Consider the following 23,481-nt stretch of genomic DNA (forward strand, 5'->3'; position numbering starts at 1 on the left):
ATTTTCTCCGCGGCCGGCGCAGGCGGGAATTGTCGGCAGAGGAGATTCACGCGTTGGAGGATGCCGTGGAGGCAGTGGAGACCGTGCCGCCGCGCACGGCGCTCGCGTCGCGCGGCGATCGGCTGAACCGTAGCACGCTTATTATCGATGGGTTCGCCTGTCGGTACATGGATGCGCGCGACGGCTATCGACAGATCCTGTCCTACCATGTCGCCGGTGATTTCATCGACCTGCACAGCTTCCCCACGCGCTACATCGATCACGACATCGCGACGATCACCAGCGCAACGCTCGCTTATGTTCGTCACGATCGGCTCGAGACGCTGATGGCGAAATGGCCACATCTTGGCCAATTGCTGTGGTTCAGCACCATGCTCGACGCTGCCCAGCACCGCGAATGGATCTTCCGTATCGGCCGGCTGGATGCGGCGGGGCGCCTCGCGCATTTCATGTGCGAGACCTATTATCGCATGCGGGCGGTCGGCCAGGTTGCCGATGGCGGGTGCGACCTGCCGCTGACTCAGCAGGATCTCGGCGAGGTAGCCGGATTGACCAGCGTGCACGTAAACCGCGTGCTTCGCCGCTTGCGCGAGGACGGGCTGGCGATCGTCGGGCGCGGCAAGCTGCAGATCCTCGACCTTGACCGACTCGCTCGGCTGGGAGAGTTCAAATCCGACTATCTCTATCTTGAGGACGGGCCGTGGCAGGAATGATCATCGGCATGCCTGCCGTATCGGCTGCTTGGCCGTTCCGCGGTCATCCTTTCCGTGGCTGAGCTCTCGCCGGAGCTTAACCCTGCTCCCGTGGTAAGCGCCGGCGGCGGCATCGAGCCGGACCCGCCGGCCGAAGACCCGCGCATCGCCTTGCGCCGCGATCGGCTGCTCGCCGCACTCACCCTGACCGCCGGCATGGGGCTGATCATCGGCGTGCCATTCGCGCTTAAGGCGGGTGCGGAGTTCTTTGTCCCGACCACGGTCGCGCTCGTGGTGAGCATCGCGCTGATCCCGCTGCTCGAATGGCTCGAATCGCGGCGGCTGCCGCCAGCCATCGCCTCGCTGCTTTGCGTCATCCTGTTCCTGGTCGCGGCGAATGTCGCGCTGGCCGCGATCGTGGTGCCGGCGATCGACTTCTTCCGGCTGTTGCCGACGCGGATTGAGCGCATTCAGGACAATCTGGAGCCGCTGCTCGATCTGTATTCCAACCTCGAACGCTACGCCAATCGCACGTTGCAGCGCCTGGCGGCGGCGCCCGTCCGCCAATCCCCCAGCGCCGCCGTCGCGCCGCCGAGCTCGATTCTGGAACTCGCCGCCACGTCCGCGCCCGGCGTGATCATCCAGGTGCTTTACGCGATCCTCGTCACCTTCTTCTTCCTGACGGCGTGGACGCGTACCCGGACGGGAATGATCACCAGCCGCGAAAGCTTTGGCGGCGCCATGGCGACGGCGCGGGTGATCCAGGCCGTCGTGGATGACGTATCCAGCTACCTGGGCACGATCACGGCAATCAACATCGTGCTCGGGCTGGTTACCGCTGGCGCGCTTTATCTGCTCGGCATGCCCTTTCCGCTGATGTGGGGCGGCATCGTCGCTTTGTTCAACTACATCCCATACTTCGGGCCGGTGATCGCCGCGTTGCTGGTGGCGCTTGGCGGCCTGATGACGTTCAACGATGTGGCAACCGCGCTGGCGGCGCCCGCGATCATGTATGGCCTGCACCTCGTCGAGGCGAACGTCGTGACGCCGCTGATCGTCGGCCATCGCCTTACCATCAGCCCGGTGCTCATCCTCATCTCGCTAAGCTTCTGGGGCTGGGTCTGGGGAACGGTAGGGGCGCTGCTCGCGGTGCCGCTGCTGATCATCATCCAGACGGTAATCAAGGGTGCGGGCAAGCCCGACATTGCCGGTTTCCTGTTCGAGCACGGGACGCTGGTGCGCCAGCCCGTGCGCCGATCGCCGGAATTTGCGAAAAGCGAGGACGATGTCGTTGACAGCCCCGCGCCGGTGGCATAGTGGCGCGCCTCCACGCTGATCCAAGCGGGTGTAGCTCAGTTGGTTAGAGCGCCGGCCTGTCACGCCGGAGGTCGCGGGTTCGAGCCCCGTCACTCGCGCCATCCCTGAACGGGGTGGTGGATGTCAGATGTGGAGCACCGCTACGGCTGGTCCGGGCGGGTGTAGCTCAGTTGGTTAGAGCGCCGGCCTGTCACGCCGGAGGTCGCGGGTTCGAGCCCCGTCACTCGCGCCATCCGATCGGATGGCTTATCCTCACATCACATCAGATCGCAGCCGTTTGTCGGCCAAAGCCGCGTCTCGCTGTCATGACGGGCAGGTGCTGAGCCGCGACGAGCGGGGGCTTACGTCCGGCCGATTTCCGGCTAGTCACGATCGTTCGATGCGGCACCGACGCTGCGTCGATGGGGGAGTTCTGCGTGTCGCAAAGCGTAAAGGGGTGGGCGCTGTTCAAGGCGGCGATGGGCAGCCGAAAGACGGCCGTCATGCTCGCCCTTGGGTTTTCGTCCGGGCTGCCGTTCGTTCTCCTGATCGGCACGCTGAACGCCTGGCTCGGCGAGTTGCAGGTCAGTTTGGCGACGATCGGCGTCCTGTCATGGATCGGCCTCGCCTACGCCTTCAAATTCCTCTGGTCGCCGCTGGTGGACCGCGCGCGACCGCCGTTGCTCGCCCGGCTGGGGCGGCGCCGATCATGGCTCGTTCTGTGCCAGGTGTCGCTGGCCGTTCTGTTGTGGCTGCTGGCGCTGACCGATCCGATCACCGCGATCGGCACCTTTGCCGGCCTCGCCGTCATCGCGGCCTTTCTCTCGGCGACGCAGGACGTCGTGCTCGACGCCTGGCGCATCGAGATCGCCGATGATGTCGCCACGGTGGAGTTGCTGTCTGCCATCTATCAACTCGGCAATCGTTTTGCGGCGCTGACCGGCGGCGCGCTGGCGCTGGTCATCGCGGCGCGCACCGGCTGGCCCATCGTGTATATGGGCATGGGCGTCGCGATGCTGGTGCTGGTCGCCGCAACGCTGGCGGCGCCGGAGGCGGCCGAGCTGGCGGAGGATCGCGCCCGCCCGCTGGGGGATCACGCCGCGCCCGATCCGCGCCGCCGCACGCTGGCGCTGGTGATCGTCGGCCTTGGCTGGGGCGCCGCGATCCTGGGTCTCGGCAGCTTCATGGTCGAGGCGCTCAGCCCGCCGGCGCCCGGCGCCAAGGCGCCATCGGCTGGCGATTTCACCAAGACGTGGGGACCGTGGATCGTCATCATGACCGTGGTTCTGCCGGCGCTGGTGGCCGCCTGGACGAACCGTGTTCGCGAGCCGCAGCCGCAGCCGGGTCAACGCATGCTCGACCATTGCTATCGTGCGCTGGTGCTCCCACTCGCGGAGCTGGTCGATCGGCTGCGCTGGGGCGCGATCGTCGTCGTGGCGTTGATCCTGGTCTACCGCATCTGCGATTCGATCTGGGCGCCCTTTGCCTTTCCTTTCTATCTCGATTTTCTTGGCTATTCGAACGACGAGGTGGCGTTCGCTTCCAAGCTGTTCGGCGTGCTGATGACCATTGCCGGTGTTGCGCTGGGCGGGCTGATGTTTTCGACGCTGGGGCGGATGCCGACCATGCTGGCGGGCGCCATCACCGCCGCTGCCTCCAACCTGCTGTATGCCGATCTCGCCACCGGCGGTGCGGGGATCGATGCATTTGCGGGCGTGTTCGGGCTGTACGATCTCGGCGTGGACGCGCGCATGGTGCGCCTGATGATCGCGATCTCGGGCGAGAATATCGCCGGCGGCCTGGCTGGCGCGGCGTTCGTCGGCTACATTTCCTCGATCGCGTCGCGGCAATATTCGGCGGTGCAATATGCGTTGCTGTCCTCGCTGACCTTTCTCGTCGGTGCGCTGGGGCGCGCGGCGATGGGCGAGGCGATCGAACGGATCGGCTATGCGCCCGTGTTCCACTTTACCGCGCTGTTGGGGCTGGTGGCCGTCGCGCTGGTGGTGATCGAATGGTGGCGCGGCGCGGCGCGAGCCCCGGCGCCTGCTTCGTCGGTCGATCCACTGACAGCGGCGCCGGTCGAGGCGCCTAAGCCGTAAGCGGCCGGCCTTCGTCGGCAAATGCCATGGTGACCGCTGCTGCGCTCGCCAGCACGCCATCGACCGCGCGAATGCCGAGCAGGTCCGCCATCAGCAGCCGCGCCGAGTCGGGCTGTGCTTCGACCCGTGCGAGAATGGTGAGCAAGGCCGACTCGGCATGGGTCATGCGGTTGTAACAGCATGGCGCGATCGCGATCGTGCCGCTTGCGGCGGTCGCAAGATCCACCATCAGCCCGCGTAGCAGCATGAGCGGACGCCGGAAGCTTTCCCCAAAGGCGGTGAAGACGGCATGTGCCGCCCGTGCATCGTTCAGGCCATGCGCGCCGATCCGCCGCATCGCGAACAGCGCTATTCGAGCGTTTGGGCAGCCTGGCAGAGGGTGAGGCAGCAACGCCAGCGTCGCGGGAGCAGACATCGTCATGGGAGAGACTCCTTTCCCGTCAAGTCTCCCCAATCCGCTATTGCAAGTCAATCGCAGTTTCGCTCAGTTCGGGATCTCGTCGTTTTTGGCGAGCACTTCGCCTGTCAGATACAGCGAGCCGGCGATCAAAATGCGCTGCGGACGAATTGCGGCAAGCGCCGTCATCGCGTCCTCGACATTGAGCGCCGCGCTCGCGTCCACCGCGCCGCTCTCGCGCGCGATCCGGGCGAGAGCGGCAGGATCATGATGCGCATGGCCAGGAACGGGCACCGTGATGACCCGCACCGTCGCTGCCATGCCGACAAGGTGCCGGAGAATCGATCGGGCATCCTTGTTCGCCAGTACGCCGATAATCACAGCGGTGTCCGCATCACGCGGCCAGGCCTGCGCGATGGCCGCTGCCGCCGACTCGTTGTGCGCTCCGTCGAGCCAGACACCGCCCGGCGGCTGATGGCCCAACCGGTCTGTCAGTGGACCGGAACGCAGGCGCTGCATCCGTGCTGGCCAGGATGCGCCGCAAATGCCTGCCGAAAAGGCCGCCGGTATCACGTTCAAGGCCGATTGGTGCCGGAGCAAGGCCACGGCCAGCCCGGCATTTCCAACCTGATGGTCGCCTGCCAGCGCCGGCAGCGGGAGAACCAACTCTCCCCCGGCATCCACGTAGCGCATGCCGTCGTCTACACGACGAACAGACCAGTCGACTCCCGCCTGCAGCATCGTGGCATGCTTTTCCTCAGCAACGGCGCGGATGGCAGTGGTCACGGCGTCGGGGTAGGAGAGGGTCACCAGCGGCGTGCCAGGCTTGGCGATGCCCGCCTTTTCAAACGCGATCCGTGCCATAGAGTCAGTCGGCGTGCCGTCTTCCGGCGTTAGCAAAAACGCTTCATGGTCAATGCCTAAGCCAGCAATCCCACAAGCAAGTGGAAGGACGACATTGGTGGCGTCGAGCCGCCCGCCAAGCCCGACCTCGATCACGCAAGCGTCGGCCGGCGTGCGCGAGAAGGCGAGGAATGCGGCTGCGGTGGTTACCTCGAAGAAGCTCGCGCCGATGTCGCCGCCGATATCCAGGACTTCTTCAAGCAGCGCGGCCAGAGCACGGTCGTCGATCAGCGTACCTGCAACACGGATTCGTTCATTGAATCGAACAAGATGCGGGCTGGAATAGACATGAACGCGCTTGCCCGATGCCTCCAGCATGGCACGCAAAAAGGCGCAGGTAGAGCCCTTGCCGTTCGTGCCGGCGACATGGAACACCGGGGGTAGGCGAAGCTGCGGGTCGCCTAGCCGCGCCAGAAGCGCGGTGATCCGGCCAAGCCCGAGCACATCGGCGCCAGGCGAGAGCGCCCACAGCCGCGCCAGTTGCGCTTGCACCGCAGGATCTGTCGAAACCGCATGATCTGGCATGGGCGCTTTGGCTCTCAACGCACTGACAAACAGTGGCTTTGCTCAGCCACCGCCTTGTTCAACTCATCCGGTTGCCGGCGGCGAAGCGGGCAGGCCGCCTCAGGCTGCCTTACGATTCGCGCAAAGATAGCCGATCACCGTCGCCAGTTGATCGCGCAGATCCTTGCGGTGCACCACCATGTCGATCAGGCCGTGCTCGAGATAATATTCGCTGGTCTGGAAATCGTCGGGCAGCTTCTCGCGGATCGTATTCTCGATCACGCGGCGCCCGGTGAAGGCGAGGGTGGCACGCGGCTCGGCAATGTGGATATCGCCCAGCATGGCATAGGCTGCCATCACGCCGCCCGATGTCGGATCGGTGAGCACCACGATATAGGGGAGGCCCGCGTCGTGCAGCATTTGGATCGCCACCGTGCTGCGCGGCATCTGCATCAGGCTGAGAATGCCCTCCTGCATGCGCGCGCCGCCGCTGGCGGTGAAGACGATGAACGGCGCCCGATCGGCTATGGCGGTCTCGACGCCCTGGATGAAGGCTTCGCCCACGGCCTGCCCCATGGATCCACCCATGAAAGCAAAGTCTTGCACACCGATCACCACGCGCTGGCCCTTGATCGTGCCGCGTGCGTTGATGAAGGCGTCCTGCTCGCCCGTCTCGGTGCGCGCCGCCTTCAGTCGATCGGAATAGCGCTTCGAATCGCGAAACTTCAGCGGGTCTTCCGGTGCGCTCGGCGGCGCGAGCACCGTGGCGCTGCCCTCGTCAAGCAGTTGGGCGAACCGTGTTGCTGGTCCGATGCGCCCGTGGTGATCGCATGTGGGGCAAACCGACAGATTTTCTTCCCACTCCTTGGTGAAGACCATCGTCCCGCATCCCTTGCACTTGTGCCAGAGATTGTCGGGGGTCTCCTTCGTCGCGGGAACAACGAACGACAGAGCGTTGCGAACGCTGGACAACCAGCTCATGCGATTTCCTTCCGAGCGGCGCGGACGGCGGCCGCCAAGCTTTGAACATAGGTGCGCACCTGCGCTGGCGCATCGGTGCCGTGACGCTCCACGAGCTCGACGATCGCCGACCCGACTACCACGCCATCCGATACGCGCGCGATCGCACCCGCTTGGTCGGGGGTGCGCACGCCGAAGCCGACAACGATTGGCAGCTCCGTTGCTGCCTTCAGCCGCGCCACCGCTTCGTCGATCGACCCCTGTGCTGCCTGCTGTAGGCCGGTGATGCCGGCCACCGACACATAGTAGATGAAGCCAGACGCTCCGTTCAACACATCGGCGAGGCGCGCGGCATTGGTAGTTGGCGTCGCCAGCCGGATAAGGTCGATGCCGGCTCCACGAAGGGCTGGACCGAGTGCATCATCCTCTTCCGGCGGCACGTCGACGCAGATTACCCCGTCGGCGCCAGCATCGCGCACGGCTGCGGCGAACCAGGCCGCGCCGCGGCGGAGCATCGGGTTGGCGTAGCCCATGAGAACCAAGGGTAAATCGGGATGGCGAGAACGAAAATCACGGGCAATCAACAAGATGTCGGCCGTTGTTGTGCCCGCTGCCAAACTGCGGATGTTGGCCGCCTGGATAGCGGGGCCGTCCGCCATCGGATCGGTAAAGGGCATACCCAATTCGATCACGTCCGCGCCACCGTCGACCAGAGCGTCGAGCACAGCCGCGGTATCGCCATCACCTGCCGTGACGAAGCAGACGAGCGCCGGATGCTCCTTGGCAAATGTGTCGGCAAGCCGGCTCATATCGCTACCCCGAGCGCATGAGCGACGGTGAAGATGTCCTTGTCGCCGCGGCCGCATAGGTTGGCGAGGATCACTTGATCGCGGCGCATCTCACGCGCCCGGCGGGTGACAGCCGCGATGGCGTGCGACGGCTCAAGCGCAGGAATGATGCCTTCTGTGCGGCAGAGCAACTGGAAGGCGTCGAGCGCCTCGTCATCGGTGACCGACGTATAGTCGACGCGACCTATATCCTTCAGCCAGGCGTGCTCGGGTCCGATACCGGGATAATCCAGCCCGGCAGAGATCGAGTGCGCTTCGGCAATCTGTCCGTCGTCATCCTGCAGCAGATAGGTCTTGTTGCCGTGGAGCACGCCAGGAAATCCGCCGGCCAGGCTGGCGGCATGCTTCTTTTCCAAGCCTTCGCCCGCCGCCTCGACACCCAGCATCTGCACGTCGGCATCGTCGAGGAAGGGGTGGAACAGCCCGATGGCGTTCGATCCGCCGCCGATCGCCGCCACCAGCAGATCTGGCAGGCGCCCGGTGCGACGCATCATCTGCTCGCGTGCCTCGCGGCCGATCACGCTTTGGAAATCGCGAACAAGCTCGGGGTAGGGGTGTGGGCCGGCAGCCGTGCCGATGATGTAGAAGGTGTCGTGCACATTGGCGACCCAATCGCGCAGCGCCTCGTTCATTGCATCCTTGAGCGTGTTCGCACCCGACGTAACCGCGCGAACTTCAGCCCCTAACAGCTTCATACGAAAGACGTTTGGCTGCTGGCGCTCGACGTCCTTGGCGCCCATATAGATGACGCAGGGCAGGCCAAAGCGGGCGCACACCGTGGCGGTCGCCACGCCATGCTGGCCGGCGCCGGTCTCGGCGATGATCCGCGTCTTGCCCATGCGGATCGCGAGCAGGATCTGGCCGATGCAATTGTTGATCTTGTGTGCGCCGGTATGGTTCAGCTCATCACGCTTGAACCAGATTTCCGCGCCCATGCCGTCGGGCGCGTTCTCGCGCAGCGCGTCGGTCAGCCGCTCGGCGTAATAGAGCGGGGAGGGGCGGCCGACATAATGTTCGAGCAGATCGTCGAACTGGGCGCGGAACGCCGGATCGTTCTTCGCCGCGCGATATTCGCGTTCCAGTTCAAGGATCAGCGGCATCAGCGTTTCGGCGACATAGCGCCCGCCGTAATCACCGAAATGGCCGCGGTCGTCGGGCTGAGCCCGGAAGGAATTCGGAGCGTTCATGATGCGGCCACCGCTTGCAGGAAGGCGGCGATCTTGTCCACGCTCTTGACGCCCGGTGCGCTTTCTACCCCCGATGAGGTGTCAACCAACGTCGCGCCGGTGCGGCGCACCGCTTCGCCGACGTTTGCGGCATCCAGCCCACCGGAAAGCGCCCAAGGGATCGGGTGACGAAAGCCGTCGAGCAGCGACCAGTCGAAGCGAACCCCCATTCCGCCGGGCAGCGCTGCGCCAGGCGGCGTCTTGGCATCAAAAAGAATTCGGTCGGCTGCGCCGACATACTCGCGCACGCCGTCGAGATCGCTGCGCGACCGAACGGCGATCGCTGCCCACGTCTCGCGTGCGAAGCGCTGGCGAATATGCGCGGCACGCGCGGGCGGCGTTTGATGCAATTGCACGGCATGGAGCTTGCCGGCTGCTACTGCTTGCTCCAACAGGCCATCTTCAGGATTTACGAAAACCCCAACGCGCCGCACATGATCCGGCGTGCGTGCGGCCAACGCCATCGCAGCGTCGAAGGAGAGATGGCGCGGCGATGGCGGGAAGAAGACCAGCCCGACGTGCGATGCGGCGCCCGCGATCACGGCGTGCATGCTCTCTGCGGTGCTGATTCCACAAATCTTTGCGGTCGTCATTGTAGCGTCCGGCCATGCGATAGCGCCGACGGCGCAATGGCTAGCCCGCGCACACGCGTAAAGCCTTCTATCATGATCGGCGGCTCAGAGCGTTGCGGCGATCGCGCGGGCGGCCGCGTCGGGATCTTCCGCCTGCGTGATCGGGCGTCCGATCACCAGGATCGAGGCGCCGCGATCCAGCGCCTGACGGGCCGTAACAACCCGTTTCTGGTCACCCACTACGCCAGCGGCAGGCCTAACGCCGGGAACGACGAAGAACCCGCTTGGCCAAACGCGGTGCGCCGCTTCGACCTCTTCGCCCGAGCAGACGATGCCATCGACGCCGGACTGTTTGGCGAGTTCGGTCAACCGGAGCACATGATCGTGCGCACGGCCTTGAACGCCGGTGGCCGCCAGATCCTGATCATCCAGGCTCGTGAGCATGGTCACCGCCACCACCTTGGTGGTCGCAGGCGCGGCAGCCTTGGCATCCTCCAGCATCGCCTGCCCGCCGGACGCATGGACGGTGAGAATGGCGGGCGCCAGGTCGCCGAGTGCCTGGATAGCCTTAGCGACCGTATTGGGAATGTCGTGCAGCTTCAGATCGAGAAAGATCGGCAAGCCGCTATGGCTCAGTTCGCGCACGCCCAATGCGCCATTGGCGACAAAGAACTCCAGCCCTAATTTCAGACCGCCCACATGGTGGCGCACGCGGGCGGCCATCGCCTTCGCCCGGTCCAGATCGGGCGTGTCGAGCGCGACGAAGATACGGTTGGACATGTCAGGTGCCCTCAGGAGCTTACGGCCGGCAAAGACGGCGTGTTGTGCTGTGCTGGCATTGCAGCGGCGGGCGGGGCGACCGGCGGCTGTTCGATCGCTCGCAGATCCGCGATGGTGCGCTCGGCAGCGAACAGGCGCTGGCGCAGTCGCCAGCGGAGCGCGCGTTGGTACAGCAGCGTCGGCAGGAAGCCGACCAGGAAGGTGACCAGCAACAGCACCGGCAGGTTCACTTCGGCCACGAGATTGCCGAACAGCGCAATCGGCACCCATTTCCAATTGCCAAAGGTGAACAGCGCCGCCGCAAACGCGAGAAGCGCCCAGAATAGAATCTTCAGGAACTGCATGAACGAGGCTCCGGCATGGCCGCGGACGCTATTACGCTCGGCAGCTTTTGGCCAGCCTCAGCCGACCTCCGTTCGCAACGCCGCGATAAGCCCCGCGGCCGTTTTCAGCCTCGGCTCCTCCTCGTCCAGGATGGCGCAGAAGGCGCGGCGCTTGGCCGCCGCCACCACGCCCGGCCCGAGCCGCGGCTCGCCAGGCAGCGCTGATACGACAATATCGATCATGCGCTCTGCCCCGTGCAAGCGGCCCCACAGATAATCGTTTTCGCGATAGGCACGGCTGAAGAACGCGCCGAAATTGCTGAATTGTATGCCCTTCAACGTCGCTTCCGCGCCGCCGGGGCGGATCGCCGTGCAATCATCGGGCGCGATCCGGTCGATCTTTACCGGGTCGAATTCGTCGATGCCGGCGCCTTGCAACAGCGGCAACGTCGCAAGATCGACATAGGGGAAGCCAAGGTAATGGAGCAACAGCGTGCGGCGCGGCGCTCGTGGCAAAGCGGCGAGTGCCTCTGCCATCCGCTCGTCGGTTTCGGCATCCACCCGGGTGAGGGCGAGCGATTGGCTCAATTCGTCGAGCAGGTCGGATGCGTCGCCCCGCAGCGAGCGCACCTTGGCGCGCAGATGCTTGTGCTGTTCGGGCCGCTTTCGCTCGAGATAGTCGGCCAAGGAATCGTAGATCGCCTGTCGAATGGGTAGCAAGGCAGCCTCGTCCAACTCTCCTTCCAGTTCCACCAGGCGGCGTGCCAACAGGCGAAGCCGGCGTGTGCGAAATCCGATGTCGAAGGTGCGGAGGAAATCGATCGAGGCGGCGCTGGAGACGTCCGACGGCTTTGCCTCGTCATAGCCCCGTGCCAACAATGCCGCCTCGATGCGGTCGCGGATCTTCGTCCAGCGCTGCGGTCCCGGCTCGCCGCCTGCTGCGTGGAGCAACTCGGCAATGGTTTCGACTACTCCGGCGATTTTCAGATGAGCGTATGGCGCGTAGCTGAAGCCGGATTTCTCCGCCGCGGCCGTTTGCGAGCGGCGGCGCCATGCGGCGAGACGTGAGGCAGTGGGACGGTCGAGGAAAAAGGTGCGGCCAAACAGGGCCTCCACCTCGGCCTCGATCGCCGGCCGCATCGCGTCGGTGATCGAGCGCATCTGCGCTATCCGCCGCGACCGCGCGCCGAGCGCCTCGATATTGTCGCGGATCGGCTGCTTGCGCGGCAGTTCGCTGACGGCGCCTAGGATCGTCTGGAAGAATCCGGGTTTCGTATCGCCGTTGTTCGTAAGGCGGAATTTCATTCCCGGTGCGGGATCGATGTACACGAAACGGCGATCGACTTGTCGGCGAGCGGGCCGTCCATCGAGTGCCTCGATCGCCGGCCGAAATGGCGCATTCGCCAGCACCGATCCGTCGATCAGATTAGCCTTCTCGACTGCGTTGGCCGCCGCCTGGTGAGGCAAGATCCGCTGCACGAAAGCACCGCGACTTGGCCACTTTGCCTCCCGCGCGTCGAGCACCTCGTCCAGTTCGGTGATGTTGAACGGAGGGAAGGCACCAGGAAAGCTCGATGTAGCGCGTGCGGCAAAGGCAAGTTCCGGCGAGGCGGCTAAAGTCTCGCGCTCCATGCCGTGATCGCTGAACGACAGGATCAGTCGATGCTCAGTCTCGACGACCTCGGCGGGTGAGTGCAGCTTCAGCCGCTCGGGATGACCGGTAAAGTCGGTGACCGTCACGAACAGGTCGAGCGGCTGCCCGGTCGGCAGCAGCCGTGGCCCGCGTGGTGCCGCCGCCATGGCATCAAAGGCATCTAGCAGCATCGTGGTGAAGCCCGCGCCATCAAACGGCGGCTCGAACCAGCGCGATCGAACGAAATGCGAAAGTTTTGCCTGCACCTCGTCGCGGGTGTCGTCGTCCAGGCCCTCCAGCTTGTCCGCGCTCCGCCCTGCCGCCATCCACGCCAGCGGCAGCGCCCATGCCTTGGAAAAACGCGATGCTGGAGCCGATGTCGGCGCAATCAGAGCCTCCACATCGGCCTTTTCAAGCCACAAGTCGGTGAGTGGATCGAGCGACTGCCCCGCGCTGAGCGCCTGCGCAAGGAAGATGCCATTAATGCCGCCGGCGCTCGCGCCCGCGATGATGTCGGGCAAGACCCGCAGGCGCACGCCGGTTTCCTGCGCGATCTCGTCGATCAGCGCGCTGTATACAGCGGCGCTCCCTGTCAGCGGCTCGCCATCCTGACTGGCACGGCTGGCGCGCGCAATGTGCCAGATTTCTTTGGTGATGCCGTGCATGTAGACGGCCAGGCTGATCCCGCCATAGCAGACCAGGGCAAGGCGCAGTTCGGCGTCGCGGATCATGCCGGTTGGACGTTGGCCCAGATGGGGAGGTGATCGCTTGCCTTTCGCGCGGCGGCGCTCTGGTGAACGCCGCATTCAACGACGGTGAGGTCACTCGACACCATGATTCGGTCTAAACGTCCGATCGGCCGGCGCGCATGGAAACTCGGCCCCGTCTCGGCGCAGCAGAAGTCCCGCCCGAAATCGCGCAGGCACCCGGCCGCCCGAGTCCATTCGTTCAAGTCGCCCATGATGACGGTTGGCCTGGCATGGGTACTCGCCCCGATGTGTGCGAGGATCGCCGCCGCCTGGCGTCGGCGCCATAGCCCCGACAGGTCGAGATGGACACCGATGATGCGCAGGATGGTGCTCCCGATCCGCACGTCCGCCAACACCGCGCCGCGCGGCTCCAGTGCGGGCAGGTGGATCGGCTCGCAATCGACGATTTGGCTGTCCTTGCGCACCAGCAGGGCATTGCCATGCCAGCCCATCGACAAGGCCCGCATGCCGAAGTTCACCGACTTCCACGCGCTATGTTCTTCTAGGAGATGCGGTGGGATCACCGCCGCACGCTCGCCGAAGCGCCGATCCGCCTCCTGCAGGGCGATCACGTCGGCATCCACTTCGCGCAGCACTTCCAGAATACGTTCGGGATTGCGGCGCCGGTCACTCCCGACGCCCTTGTGCATATTATAGCTTGCCACTCGAATCATTGCGGGATTGAAACGCTCCGTTGGCCTGCTGGTTGCCGCTGCTGACGCACGGTGCGGCTCAGCGCTCCGGAACGGATTTTTCCTGCGTGGTAAATTACTTCGCGATTGGCTACCGCCGCACGAGATGGCGTTTGATTATTTTTCCGGTGCCCAGCCCGGCTGGCGTACCGAAGCGAAGATCCGCGCTCGCCGTGTAGTTGGAGAGCAGATCGACGACCCGATCGGCTATGTCGACAACAGGGTGGACCGCGTCCGGCTCGGCTCGTTCGAGCGACGGCGCTGGTCATTCATCCGCAAGCTCGTCATCCGCTTCCTTGCCGAAGAGGAACTGCGGCTGCGCCCGGCGAAGCCGAAGCGGCGCACGAAATAGGCTGCAGCCACCGGGCGGCGCTACGGCCAACAGCCGCGGAAACGACGCTTACTCTGCCATTAGCAAACCGTGATTCTTCTTGCCGGCGGAGATGCGGATCGGCTCGCCTGCGATCGCGACGGTCGCCGCCTCGTCCGACACCTTCTCGCCAGCAACGCGGGCGCCGCCCTGCTTGATGAGGCGCCGCGCTTCGCCCTTCGACGCGCAGAAGCCCAGGCCGACTAGGACGTCGACCAGCGGGACCTCGCCCGAAGCGGCGAAGGTGGGGAGGGCGTCGCCGCTGGCGCCTTCCTCAAAGGTGCGGCGCGCGGTTTCGGCGGCCTGGTCCGCCGCATCGCGGCCGCGGCACATGGCGGTCGCTTCATTGGCGAGAATCTTTTTCGCCTCGTTGATCTCGGCTCCTTCGAGTGCTTCCAGCCGGGCTATCTCGTCCAGCGGCAAGTCGGTGAACAGGCGCAGGAAGCGGCCGACGTCACGGTCGTCGGTGTTGCGCCAGAACTGCCAGTAATCGAAGTGCGGCAGCTGATCCTCGTGCAGCCAAACGGCGCCGGAGACCGTCTTGCCCATCTTTTGCCCGTCGGCGGTGGTCAGCAGCGGGGTGGTGACGCCGAACACTTCGGTGCCGTCCATGCGGCGCGCGAGTTCGATGCCGTTGACGATATTCCCCCATTGATCGCTGCCGCCCATCTGGAGGCGGCATCCATGGCGCTGCGCCAGCTCACGGAAGTCGTACGCCTGGAGAATCATATAGTTGAATTCGAGGAAGCTCAAAGATTGCTCGCGGTCGAGCCTGAGCTTCACCGAATCGAACGACAGCATCCGGTTGACCGAGAAATGCTGGCCGACCTCACGTAGGAACGGGATGTACTCGAGCTTGTCGAGCCAGTCGGCATTGTCGACCATCACCGCATCGGACGGCCCGTCGCCGAAAGTCAGGAATCGTTCGAAGATGCGGCGGATCGAGGCGACGTTGTCCGCGATCCGATCAGTGGTGAGAAGCTGGCGCGATTCCTCCTTGAACGACGGGTCGCCGATCTTGCCGGTGCCGCCGCCCATCAGGACGATCGGCTTGTGCCCGGTCTGCTGCAGGCGGCGCAGGAGCATGATCTGCACCAGGCTGCCGACGTGGAGCGAAGGGGCGGTGGGATCAAAGCCGATATAGCCCGGCACCACCTGCTTCGTCGCGAGCGCATCGAGCGCGGCGGCGTCGGTCGTCTGGTGGATGTAGCCCCGGGTGGAAAGGACGCGGAGCAGGTCGGACTGATGATCGGTCATGATGCGGGGGCACATGCCTTTCCGTGGCGGCCGTCGCAAGCGCTGGCTGCGTCTGGTGGAAACCGCGAGCGCATCGTTTGCGGACGCGCCGCTCCACCAGCTTCGCTGATCCCCTCCCCGTGCCAGGGAGCATATCAGCGGCGCGGCAGCTCTGTTGTGGGGTCGACGGGGGCGCGGCCCTTGCGCAGTTCGAAATGGAGTTCGGGGCGGTCGGCGAAGCCGGTGTCGCCGGATAGCGCGATCGTCTGACCCTTCTTCACCGCCTGGCCGCGCTGCACCAGCAGCTTGGAGGCATGGCCGTAGACGCTGGTCCAGTTTTCGCCATGGCGCACGATGACTAAGCCGCCGAGCGCGGCGATGCCGTCGCCGACATAGGCGACGGTGCCGTCGGCAGTCGCCTTGATCGGCGTATCGATCGGCACCGCGATCTTCACGCCATTGTTGCGTTCCCCGCTGGCACCCGCGCCGAAGCGGCTGACGATCTGGCCGTCGACGGGCCAGACGAAGCGGCCGGGCGCGACCTTCGGCGGCTCCACCACGGCGGTGGTGGGCAGCACACGGCGCGGGGTGGCGACAGCCTTTGCCGGGGCCTGGTTCACCGCCAGCGCCGGTTCGCCGCCGGTGATGATGTCGTCAATGTCGAGGCGGAAGGCGGCGGCGCGCTCGGCATAGCTGGTGCTTTGCGTGTCGCCGGGGATCAGCACGCGCTGTCCGGTGCGCAGGATATACGGCTCGACCAGATCGTTGGCGGCGACGATGCGCGACCATTGCACGCCATAGGCGCGCGCGATGGCGATGCCGGTCTCGCCCGACCGGACCTGATGGTAGCGGCCGCCGGGAATGCGCAGCCGCTGGCCGGCGTAGATGGTGAAGGGCGGGGCGAGGCCGTTGGCGCGTGCGATGGCCTCAGACCCGGCGCCGGTACGGTCGGCGATGCGGCGCAGCGAATCGCCGGATCGGACAACGTAGCTCTGCTCGGCCACGTCCTGCGCGTCGGCGGCGACCGGGCGCGCCTCCCACGCCGGGCGGGGGGCGGGAAGCTGCGTTACCTCGTCCGGCGTGCCGGGGCGATCGTTCGGCGGGGGCGTGTGGCTGGTGGGCGGGGGCGCGTCGGGCATGCGCGGACGATCGACCGAGGGGATGCACGCCGCCAGCCCGAAGGCCAGCGGCAAGGCCGTGGTGATCCTGATCCGCATGCCCGTACGATAGCCGCTTGGTTAACGCGGCTCCAGCCGGTTCAGTCCGCCGAGATACGGCTGAAGAACCGTAGGCACCGCGACGGACCCGTCCTCCTGCTGATAGTTTTCGAGGATCGCGACGATCGTGCGACCCACCACCAGACCCGAGCCGTTGAGCGTGTGCACGAAGCGCGTCGCCTTCTCCCCCTCCGGGCGGAAGCGGGCATTCATGCGGCGGGCCTGAAAATCCGTGCAGGTGGAGCAGGACGACACCTCGCGGTAGCGATCCTGCCCGGGCAGCCACACTTCGATGTCGTAGGTGCGGGCGGCGGAAAAGCCCATGTCGCCGGTGCACAGCTTCATACGGCGGAACGGCAGTTCCAGCCGGTTCAGCACGTCCTCCGCGATCGCGGTCATCCGCTCGTGCTCGGCCTCCGACTGATCGGGCTCGACGATCGACACCATCTCGGCCTTGTCGAACTGATGCTGACGGATGAAGCCGCGCGTATCGCGGCCGGCGGCGCCCGCTTCGGAGCGGAAGCAGGGGGTGAGGGCGGTGAAGCGAAGCGGCAAATCGGTTGCGGCGAGGATCCGCTCGCGCACGATGTTGGTGAGGCTGACCTCGCTGGTCGGGATCAGCCAGCGGCCGTCGGTAGTGCGGAACAGGTCCTCGGCGAATTTGGGGAGTTGCCCCGTGCCGAACATCGTCTCGTCGCGGACCAGCAGCGGCGGGATCACTTCCTCATAGCCGTGGTCGCGGGTGAGGACGTCCAGCCCAAACTGGCCGAGCGCACGGGCAAGCTTCGCCATATGCGCGCGGACCAGCGTAAAGCGCGCGCCGGACAGCAGCGCTCCGGTTTCAAAATCGAGGCCGAGTGCGGGGCCGATCGCGTCATGCTCGCGGATCGCAAAGCCGAACGACGGACGGGTACCGCGCTCGTGGATTAGCTGGTTGTCGTCCTCGTCCGTGCCATCGGGCACGTCGGCGAGCGGCAGGTTGGGCAGGCTGGCGAGCAGCGTGTCAAGTTCTCCGCCGAGCCGAGCCTCATCCGCTTCCAGCTCGGGCAGCCGCTGCTTCAGCGTGGCGACTTTCGCCATCAGCGCGGCGGCGGTACCCTCATCCTTCTTCGCCTTGGCCGCGCCGATCGCCTTTGACGCTTCGTTGCGGCGCGCCTGGCCGACCTGAAGCTCGGTCACGATCTCGCGCCGGCGACGATCGAGGTCGAGGATGGTGGCGGCGTCGGCGGGGTTGCCGCGGCGCGCCATGGCGGCGTCGAAGGCGGCGGGATCGTCACGGATCAGGCGAATGTCGAGCATGGCGCGGGCGCTATGCCGGGGGCGCTCCCTTCAGGCAACCCGTGCGGGTGACGGCGCGTTCAACACGGGACAGGCCATTTACAGGAGAAGCCCTTATGCACGTGCCCCATAAATCCGTCGTTCTGGTTGCGGATGGCCGCAAGCTGCTGTTCCTGCGCAACGAAGGCGACGAGGTGCACCCGAACCTGACGGTGGAACATGCCGAGGAACGCCCCAATCCCGCGGACCACGAGCAGAAGACCGATCGTGCGGGTGCCGCCTCCTCCACGCAGTCCGGCGTGGGTGCGCCGCCGGCGGCGCAGGGCGGGTCGAATCACGCGCTGGGCGGCGGGGCGCAGTTCGCAGCATCGCGCGGATCGCTTGGCGAGACTGACTTCCACCAGTTGGAGGAAGACCGGTTCGCGGCCGATGCGGCCGAGCTCCTGAAGAAGCGCGCGCTATCTAACGATTATGAGTCGCTGATCGTGGTTGCGCCGCCCAAGACGCTGGGCGAGCTGCGCAAGCATTACCACAAGGAAGTGAGCGATCGGCTGACCGGCGAATTGTCAAAGGACCTGACCGGCCATCCGATCCCGGACATCGAACAGGCGCTGCTGAACGCCTGATACGAAAAGGCCGCGCCCGTCGATGACGGACGCGGCCAAGTCGCTCGTGATGAACGGGTGTCAGGCGGCTTCGGCCGCCTTTTTCGCAAACCGGCGCCGAGCGACCAGCCCGGCGGCAGCCGCACCGAACAGGATCATCATCGGCGGCGCCGGCACCGGCGACGGATTGCCGCTGCTATTGCCGTGGTGCCCGCCGTTCGACGACCAATGACCGCTCGATGACCAATGTCCGCCATTCGAGCTCCAGCCCTTCGAGGATGAGCCGTAGGAAGAGGAGCTCTGATGCTGCTCCTGGTTTTGATCCTGGTTTTGGTTTTGTTCCTGGTGGTTGCTGTTGTTGTTGGTGTTCTCGTTATTGTTCTGATTGTTGTTGTTGTTCTGGTTGTCGATGTCGACATCGACGTTGCCGCCGCTGCTGGATGACGAGCTGCTCGAACTGGAGCTGGACGTGGAGGAGATCACGATCCCGCTCGAGCCGCTGCCACCCGAACCGCCGAAGAATCCTCCTGCAAAGAACCCGCCGCCGCCGAAGCCGCCGCCCCAGCCACCCGTGACCACCGGGGCGACGCTTCCGCCGCCAGCGGCAAAGGAGGGCGCCGCCGGCAATGGCACCGGCACCGGCGCCGCCTGGGTCGCCACCGTCACAACCGTTGGTGCGCAGGCCGCGGGTGCGGCCGCGACGACACGGCGCACCTTGGTACGGCGCACGGGTGCGCGCTTCACATACCGCTTCTTGGGTGCGACCTTTGCCATCTTGGTAAAGGAACTGCGCGGTTTCTGGGTCTCGGCAACGTGCACCGCTCCCCCACCGATCACGGCACCTCCCACAGTGCACGCGCAGAGTTTCGCCAAAGCCATCCGCACCGACATGATGTCACTCTTTCATTTTCTGAGCCGCACGAGGTGCCGCTCCGTGTGTTCGTTCAGCGTCTGCTTGCCGCCAACGTGCAGAACAAACACTTAAACTCAACTCTCATACGCCTTGTAGCGTGCTTTTTTGGGATATCCGCAGGCTGAGTCTGCCGAATTTCTAACTTAACGTACCATGCCGGGACATGTCGAATTGCCGATTCCGTTCACGACCGCGCAAGGCCAGGTTCTTTAGGTAAATATCTACGTTCGCGAATGCTTGTGAGTTTCCCGGTCGGCGTTTATAGGCCCGCCGCGGGGCCCTGGGGGTGCAACGACACCCTGACGCGGGCGGGGAGACGTGTTGATGGCAACGGCTTACAATCACGTGGATGAAATAAGTCCAGAAGGTCCTGGGGCAGCAAACGACGACGGCTATCGTCCGCATTCGGACGAGCCGTTCATGAACCCCAGGCAGCAGGTGTATTTCCGGACCAAGCTGTTGTCTTGGAAAGACGCTATTCTGCGGGAGTCGCTTGGCACGTTGTCTCAGCTGCAAATTGATTCGTTGCGGGAAGCTGACCTTAACGATCGTGCGTCTAGCGAAACGGACTGGTCGATCGAACTGCGCACGCGAGATCGCCAGCGCAAGCTGATCGGCAAGATCGAGGCGGCGCTACGCCGCATCGAGGAAGGCGAATACGGTTACTGCGAAGTGACCGGCGAGCCGATCAGCCTCGGACGGCTGGAAGCACGACCGATCGCCACGATGACGGTGGAGGCGCAGGAGCGTCACGAGCGTAACGAAAAGGTTTCGCGCGAGGATTAGGCCGGGCACGCCCGGTCGGGTCATTCGCAATTTGGCAAGACTTGGGATGTATTTTGACGCGCATGGACTCCGCCGCCGACGACGTTTTCTCGAATACCGGGGTAGCGGGCGGCGATGGCCGCGGCCGTGACAGCCTCTTCCTGCTCGCGCGAATCAAGCTTCCGGGTTCTGACGCCGAGACGTCCGTGCGCGTTCGGAACCTATCGAGCGGTGGCCTGATGGCGGAATTGCCGGAGCCAGTCGCGCCAGATTCGACGGTACAGATCGAACTGCGCGGGCTTGGCTGGCTGGTCGGGCGCGTTGCCTGGCAAACCGAAGGACGGGCGGGCATCGCGTTTGATCGGCCGATCGACCCGCAGCTGGCGCGCAAGCCGGTTGGTGCCGGCAAGGCGGGCGAGGGTGGTCCCCGGCCGATGCGGTTCCCCGGCAGTAGGTAAGAAAACAGCCTGCGTCGCTTTACCGGGCTGGACGGGCAGACGCGCATTGTGCAAAGGCGCGCTTCCCAACACGCGGGTGTGGCGGAATTGGTAGACGCAGCGGACTCAAAATCCGCCTCTGGCAACAGATTGTCGGTTCGAGTCCGACCACCCGTACCAGCCTGTAACTCAGCGCCGTCAGCCTGATCGGCGATCAACGGTGCTCATGTCAGCTATCGCTCTGCTCCGCGCTCGCACCACGTCTTCGCACGAAGCGGTCGATGCGGCTTTCGGTATGAACGATCTGACCAACCGAGCTGACTATCTGCGCTTTCTTCAGGCGCATGCGCGCGCACTGCCCGATGCAGAGGCGATGGCAGCGGCCGTGTGGCCGACGCTGCGACGTCGCACGCCATTGCTGGCGGCGGACCTTCACGCGCTCGGCGAAACGGTGGACCTGTCGGTGAAGACCGATAGCGAGGCGGGGCCGCGGCAATGGGGTGCACTCTATGTAGTCGAAGGGTCGCGCCTGGGCGGCGGGTTTCTTTCCAAGCGCGTAGCGTCCGGCCTGCCCGTCAGCTACCTGTCGGCCGTTCATCTATCGGGCGAGTGGCGGTCGATCCGCCTTGCCATCGAGCAAGCTGCCGACGGCCATGATCCTGATTGGCAGGAGCAGATGGTGGCCGGCGCGCTGGACGTGTTTTCATTGTACCGGTCAGCGGCCGACGAGCCGCTGACCACCTGACGGCGCGCGCCGGATCCCGCATCGTTGGCCTTGCCGGCCGAAAATCAGCGTGGCTGATCCTCGATTGGCGCCGTCATGATGGCGCGCAGGCCCGGGCTGTTGTCGGCATGATCCAGCGATCCACCCAATCTGGTCATCACCGCCTGCATCATCCGGCTGCCGAAGCCGCGACGTTCACCTGAAATTCCACCACCATGATCGGCGACGATCAGGCGGAAACGGTTCCGGTGACGCTCAAGCACCACGTCGATCGGTCCCGTCCCGCCGCCATAGGCGTATTTGGTGGCGTTGATCACCAGTTCGGATGCGATCAGTCCCACGCTGACCGCACGGTCGGTTGGGATCAGCATAGGGGTGAAATCGGCGGTCATCTTGGACGACCATTCTTCGCCGAGTGAGCCCTTCAGATCGTCGATCAATTCTTCCAGGTAGCGAGCAAGGTCGATCGTCTCGATCTGATCGTCGCGGTACAGACGGCGGTGCACCAGTGCGACCGACGACAGACGCGATCGGGCCTCGATCAACTGATCGGCGATGGGCCCCGGCCCGGCCTCGCGCGCTTGCAGCGACAGAAAGGCGGAAACCAGCTGGAGGCTGTTTTGAACGCGATGGTCCACCTCCTTCATCAGCACGTCCTTCTGGGCGAGAGCGGCGTCCTTTTCCGCGACCGCACGCTCCAACTCTTTAAACAGCCGCTGCTTTTCACGCCTTTCATAAGCAAGGCGCAGTGCACGGCGCAGCCGGTGCGCCGATTCGGTCTGCTCGAGCGACCACGGCCGGGAGCGGCCACGAACCAGTTCGCGCCACGTTTCAAACGAAGTCCGCGGTGTCAGTATGGCGGTTGGATCATGATCCACGCCCTTGTGCGGATTGCCCGCCCATTCGATCTCCTCGACCTGCTCGGCGCGGAACCATAGCAGGATGGCGCGCTCCTCCGGCACGGACAGCGCCATGATGCCACTGATCTTATCGGCAAACGCTTCGGCGGCAGGGAAGTGGCTGGTGAGGTGGTGCGTGACGAACGTGTCGACCAGCCCGTGATCGGTAAGCCAGTCGCCGACGGTGGAGATCACGTGCCGATCGGGGCAGCGGCCGTAGCAATCTACTCCACCGGGATGAATGACGGCCACGCCGTCACTGTCCATCATGCGGCAAAGGTCTTCGTGTCCGGCGACCAAAGCAACGGTGAGTGGCTGGTCAAGTGTCGGCAGCAGCGAATCTTCCGCGGCACGCAACAACAGCCGCTCGCGATAGCTTTCCGCCTCCTCTCGCGCGCGGATCTGGCGCGCCAGCCCACCCGCCAGCGCGACGGCGGCGAGGCGTGCGTCCAATCCCATCGTCTTGGCGTCTTTGTTGTGACAGGCGATCAGCCCCCACAAGATGCCGTCCTTGACGATCGAGATCGATGCCGAGGCACCCACGTCCATATTTCGCAGGTAGTGCAGGTGAATACGCGACACGCTGCGCAGCGAGACGTCGCTTAGGTCCAGCGACTGGAAGTGCGCCGGACGGAGCGGCGCAGGCTCGTAGGTCACGTCGGGTATGACGCGCGACCTGTTGCGGACGTACAGCGCGCGCGCCTGCCGCGGAATGTCGGCGGCCGGAAAATGATGGTGCATGAAGCTGCCAAGCGACGGATCGCTGGCTTCTCCGACGACCCGGCCGGCGTCATCGTCCAGAAAGCGATACACCATCACGCGGCCGAACCCGGTAAGGGTCTGGAAGGCATTGGCTGCGCGGGCACACAGCGTTTGCAGATTGGGCGCCCGCTCGAACCCCGCCGCGATCGTATCCATCCAGCCGAGCATCTCGCCAGCCAGCAGCGGATGTTCCGAAGCGGGTTCCAGTTCCACGATCACGTGCTCGGCGGTGCGGTGAAGCGATACGTCGTAGCTCTGCGCCCGCAGCGTCACGGCAGGGCAGCGTACCACCCCGCCAGGACCGGCGAGCGGCGACTGCAGGCGGTCGGCGATATCAGGAGTCAGCAGTTTGCGGAGCGAGGCGCCGAGCCAGTCGGGACCGAAAACACTCTCCAGCGCACCTGCGCCGGCTTCCACGGCAAGCGTCTCGTGATTGGCGACGAGGAGCAAGCCGTGCGGCTGGATCGCGCCGGGTACGTGAATCGGCTCGCGATCACATTCGGTCAAATCGGGCGCGGCCCGTTCAATAAGGCTCGCCATAGCCCTCACTCATACAAACGAAACGAGGGGCATGGCGCAGAAGAACGAGCCGCGCAACTAT

Annotated in this window: 23 protein-coding genes and 3 tRNA genes; 11 read left to right on the plus strand and 15 right to left on the minus strand. The window is 65.1% G+C overall.

Translation table 11 applies throughout. From position 1 onward, the window contains the following. Positions 1 to 53 precede the first annotated feature (53 nt). From SPDO_RS03205 to SPDO_RS03225, 5 genes are all read left to right on the plus strand, one after another. Complete coding sequence (locus SPDO_RS03205) at positions 54 to 713, plus strand: Crp/Fnr family transcriptional regulator (protein WP_245829038.1); 660 nt, start codon at positions 54 to 56, stop codon at positions 711 to 713. 54 nt (positions 714 to 767) lie between these two features. Next, positions 768 to 2,009: an AI-2E family transporter gene (locus SPDO_RS03210; protein WP_425441913.1), complete on the plus strand. Its 1,242-nt coding sequence runs from the start codon at positions 768 to 770 to the stop codon at positions 2,007 to 2,009. 24 nt (positions 2,010 to 2,033) lie between these two features. Continuing rightward, positions 2,034 to 2,110, plus strand: a tRNA-Asp gene (locus SPDO_RS03215). Between the two features lie 54 nt (positions 2,111 to 2,164). After that, positions 2,165 to 2,241, plus strand: a tRNA-Asp gene (locus SPDO_RS03220). 184 nt (positions 2,242 to 2,425) lie between these two features. Next, complete coding sequence (locus tag SPDO_RS03225) at positions 2,426 to 4,087, plus strand: AmpG family muropeptide MFS transporter (RefSeq protein ID WP_342746650.1); 1,662 nt, start codon at positions 2,426 to 2,428, stop codon at positions 4,085 to 4,087. On the opposite strand, the gene SPDO_RS03230 is transcribed toward SPDO_RS03225, so the two are convergent. The 10 genes from SPDO_RS03230 to SPDO_RS03275 form a co-directional block, all read right to left on the minus strand. Continuing rightward, entirely contained in the window at positions 4,077 to 4,508 is a 432-nt protein-coding gene (locus tag SPDO_RS03230; RefSeq protein ID WP_211279984.1) for a DUF6628 family protein, read from the minus strand. The two genes, SPDO_RS03225 and SPDO_RS03230, sit on opposite strands and share 11 nt — an antisense overlap. Positions 4,509 to 4,571: 63 nt before the next feature. After that, positions 4,572 to 5,912 (minus strand): bifunctional folylpolyglutamate synthase/dihydrofolate synthase, encoded by a 1,341-nt coding sequence (locus SPDO_RS03235; RefSeq protein WP_088365963.1) that lies wholly within the window; start codon positions 5,910 to 5,912, stop codon positions 4,572 to 4,574. Between the two features lie 99 nt (positions 5,913 to 6,011). After that, entirely contained in the window at positions 6,012 to 6,872 is an 861-nt protein-coding gene (gene accD, locus SPDO_RS03240) for an acetyl-CoA carboxylase, carboxyltransferase subunit beta (protein WP_088365964.1), read from the minus strand. Further along, positions 6,869 to 7,660 (minus strand): tryptophan synthase subunit alpha, encoded by a 792-nt coding sequence (gene trpA, locus SPDO_RS03245; RefSeq protein ID WP_088365965.1) that lies wholly within the window; start codon positions 7,658 to 7,660, stop codon positions 6,869 to 6,871. The genes accD and trpA overlap by 4 nt, the downstream gene beginning before the upstream one ends. Further along, entirely contained in the window at positions 7,657 to 8,886 is a 1,230-nt protein-coding gene (trpB, locus tag SPDO_RS03250; RefSeq protein WP_088365966.1) for a tryptophan synthase subunit beta, read from the minus strand. Before trpB ends, trpA begins: the two co-directional genes overlap by 4 nt. Further along, entirely contained in the window at positions 8,883 to 9,518 is a 636-nt protein-coding gene (locus SPDO_RS03255) for a phosphoribosylanthranilate isomerase (RefSeq protein WP_088365967.1), read from the minus strand. Before SPDO_RS03255 ends, trpB begins: the two co-directional genes overlap by 4 nt. Before the next feature lie 84 nt (positions 9,519 to 9,602). Next, positions 9,603 to 10,277 (minus strand): orotidine-5'-phosphate decarboxylase, encoded by a 675-nt coding sequence (pyrF, locus tag SPDO_RS03260; protein ID WP_088365968.1) that lies wholly within the window; start codon positions 10,275 to 10,277, stop codon positions 9,603 to 9,605. 11 nt (positions 10,278 to 10,288) lie between these two features. Then, positions 10,289 to 10,621 carry a hypothetical protein gene (locus SPDO_RS03265; protein ID WP_088365969.1) on the minus strand — a complete coding sequence of 111 codons (333 nt, stop codon included), beginning with the start codon at positions 10,619 to 10,621 and terminating at the stop codon, positions 10,289 to 10,291. Positions 10,622 to 10,678: 57 nt separating this feature from the next. Beyond that, positions 10,679 to 12,964 (minus strand): patatin-like protein, encoded by a 2,286-nt coding sequence (locus SPDO_RS03270; protein WP_088365970.1) that lies wholly within the window; start codon positions 12,962 to 12,964, stop codon positions 10,679 to 10,681. Continuing rightward, on the minus strand, positions 12,961 to 13,656 hold the full coding sequence (locus SPDO_RS03275; RefSeq protein ID WP_088365971.1) for an endonuclease/exonuclease/phosphatase family protein: 696 nt from the start codon (positions 13,654 to 13,656) through the stop codon (positions 12,961 to 12,963). Before SPDO_RS03275 ends, SPDO_RS03270 begins: the two co-directional genes overlap by 4 nt. A 7-nt stretch (positions 13,657 to 13,663) precedes the next feature. On the opposite strand from SPDO_RS03275, the gene SPDO_RS03280 reads away from it, so the two are divergent. Next, entirely contained in the window at positions 13,664 to 14,026 is a 363-nt protein-coding gene (locus SPDO_RS03280) for a hypothetical protein (RefSeq protein WP_143559569.1), read from the plus strand. A gap of 48 nt (positions 14,027 to 14,074) precedes the next feature. Here SPDO_RS03280 and tyrS read toward each other — a convergent pair whose 3' ends face one another. The 3 genes from tyrS to serS form a co-directional block, all read right to left on the minus strand. Then, the gene (gene tyrS, locus SPDO_RS03285; protein WP_088365973.1) at positions 14,075 to 15,301 is read right to left on the minus strand and encodes a tyrosine--tRNA ligase; all 1,227 of its coding nucleotides are present in this window, start codon (positions 15,299 to 15,301) and stop codon (positions 14,075 to 14,077) included. A 134-nt stretch (positions 15,302 to 15,435) separates the two neighbouring features. Next, the gene (locus tag SPDO_RS03290) at positions 15,436 to 16,497 is read right to left on the minus strand and encodes a M23 family metallopeptidase (RefSeq protein WP_088365974.1); all 1,062 of its coding nucleotides are present in this window, start codon (positions 16,495 to 16,497) and stop codon (positions 15,436 to 15,438) included. A 21-nt stretch (positions 16,498 to 16,518) separates the two neighbouring features. Continuing rightward, positions 16,519 to 17,796 (minus strand): serine--tRNA ligase, encoded by a 1,278-nt coding sequence (serS, locus tag SPDO_RS03295; RefSeq protein ID WP_088365975.1) that lies wholly within the window; start codon positions 17,794 to 17,796, stop codon positions 16,519 to 16,521. A 95-nt stretch (positions 17,797 to 17,891) separates the two neighbouring features. Here serS and SPDO_RS03300 point away from each other — a divergent pair, with 95 nt between their 5' ends. Next, entirely contained in the window at positions 17,892 to 18,401 is a 510-nt protein-coding gene (locus SPDO_RS03300; RefSeq protein ID WP_088365976.1) for a host attachment family protein, read from the plus strand. A gap of 60 nt (positions 18,402 to 18,461) precedes the next feature. Here SPDO_RS03300 and SPDO_RS03305 read toward each other — a convergent pair whose 3' ends face one another. Further along, complete coding sequence (locus SPDO_RS03305) at positions 18,462 to 19,271, minus strand: hypothetical protein (RefSeq protein WP_245829041.1); 810 nt, start codon at positions 19,269 to 19,271, stop codon at positions 18,462 to 18,464. Between the two features lie 346 nt (positions 19,272 to 19,617). On the opposite strand from SPDO_RS03305, the gene dksA reads away from it, so the two are divergent. The 4 genes from dksA to SPDO_RS03325 all read left to right on the plus strand — a co-directional run bounded on the left by dksA (position 19,618) and on the right by SPDO_RS03325 (position 21,240). Continuing rightward, complete coding sequence (gene dksA / locus SPDO_RS03310) at positions 19,618 to 20,079, plus strand: RNA polymerase-binding protein DksA (protein ID WP_088365978.1); 462 nt, start codon at positions 19,618 to 19,620, stop codon at positions 20,077 to 20,079. Positions 20,080 to 20,141: 62 nt separating this feature from the next. Then, the gene (locus tag SPDO_RS03315) at positions 20,142 to 20,516 is read left to right on the plus strand and encodes a PilZ domain-containing protein (protein WP_088365979.1); all 375 of its coding nucleotides are present in this window, start codon (positions 20,142 to 20,144) and stop codon (positions 20,514 to 20,516) included. 72 nt (positions 20,517 to 20,588) lie between these two features. Further along, positions 20,589 to 20,675: transfer RNA gene (locus SPDO_RS03320), tRNA-Leu, on the plus strand. Positions 20,676 to 20,721: 46 nt separating this feature from the next. Next, positions 20,722 to 21,240: a biliverdin-producing heme oxygenase gene (locus tag SPDO_RS03325; RefSeq protein WP_143559570.1), complete on the plus strand. Its 519-nt coding sequence runs from the start codon at positions 20,722 to 20,724 to the stop codon at positions 21,238 to 21,240. A 44-nt stretch (positions 21,241 to 21,284) separates the two neighbouring features. Here the strand turns inward: SPDO_RS03325 and SPDO_RS03330 are convergent, their stop codons facing one another. After that, entirely contained in the window at positions 21,285 to 23,420 is a 2,136-nt protein-coding gene (locus SPDO_RS03330) for a histidine kinase dimerization/phosphoacceptor domain -containing protein (RefSeq protein WP_088365981.1), read from the minus strand. Positions 23,421 to 23,481 lie beyond the last annotated feature (61 nt).

The sequence above is a fragment of the Sphingomonas dokdonensis genome (genome assembly GCF_002197685.1).
Taxonomy (GTDB): Bacteria; Pseudomonadota; Alphaproteobacteria; order Sphingomonadales; family Sphingomonadaceae; genus Sphingomonas; species Sphingomonas dokdonensis.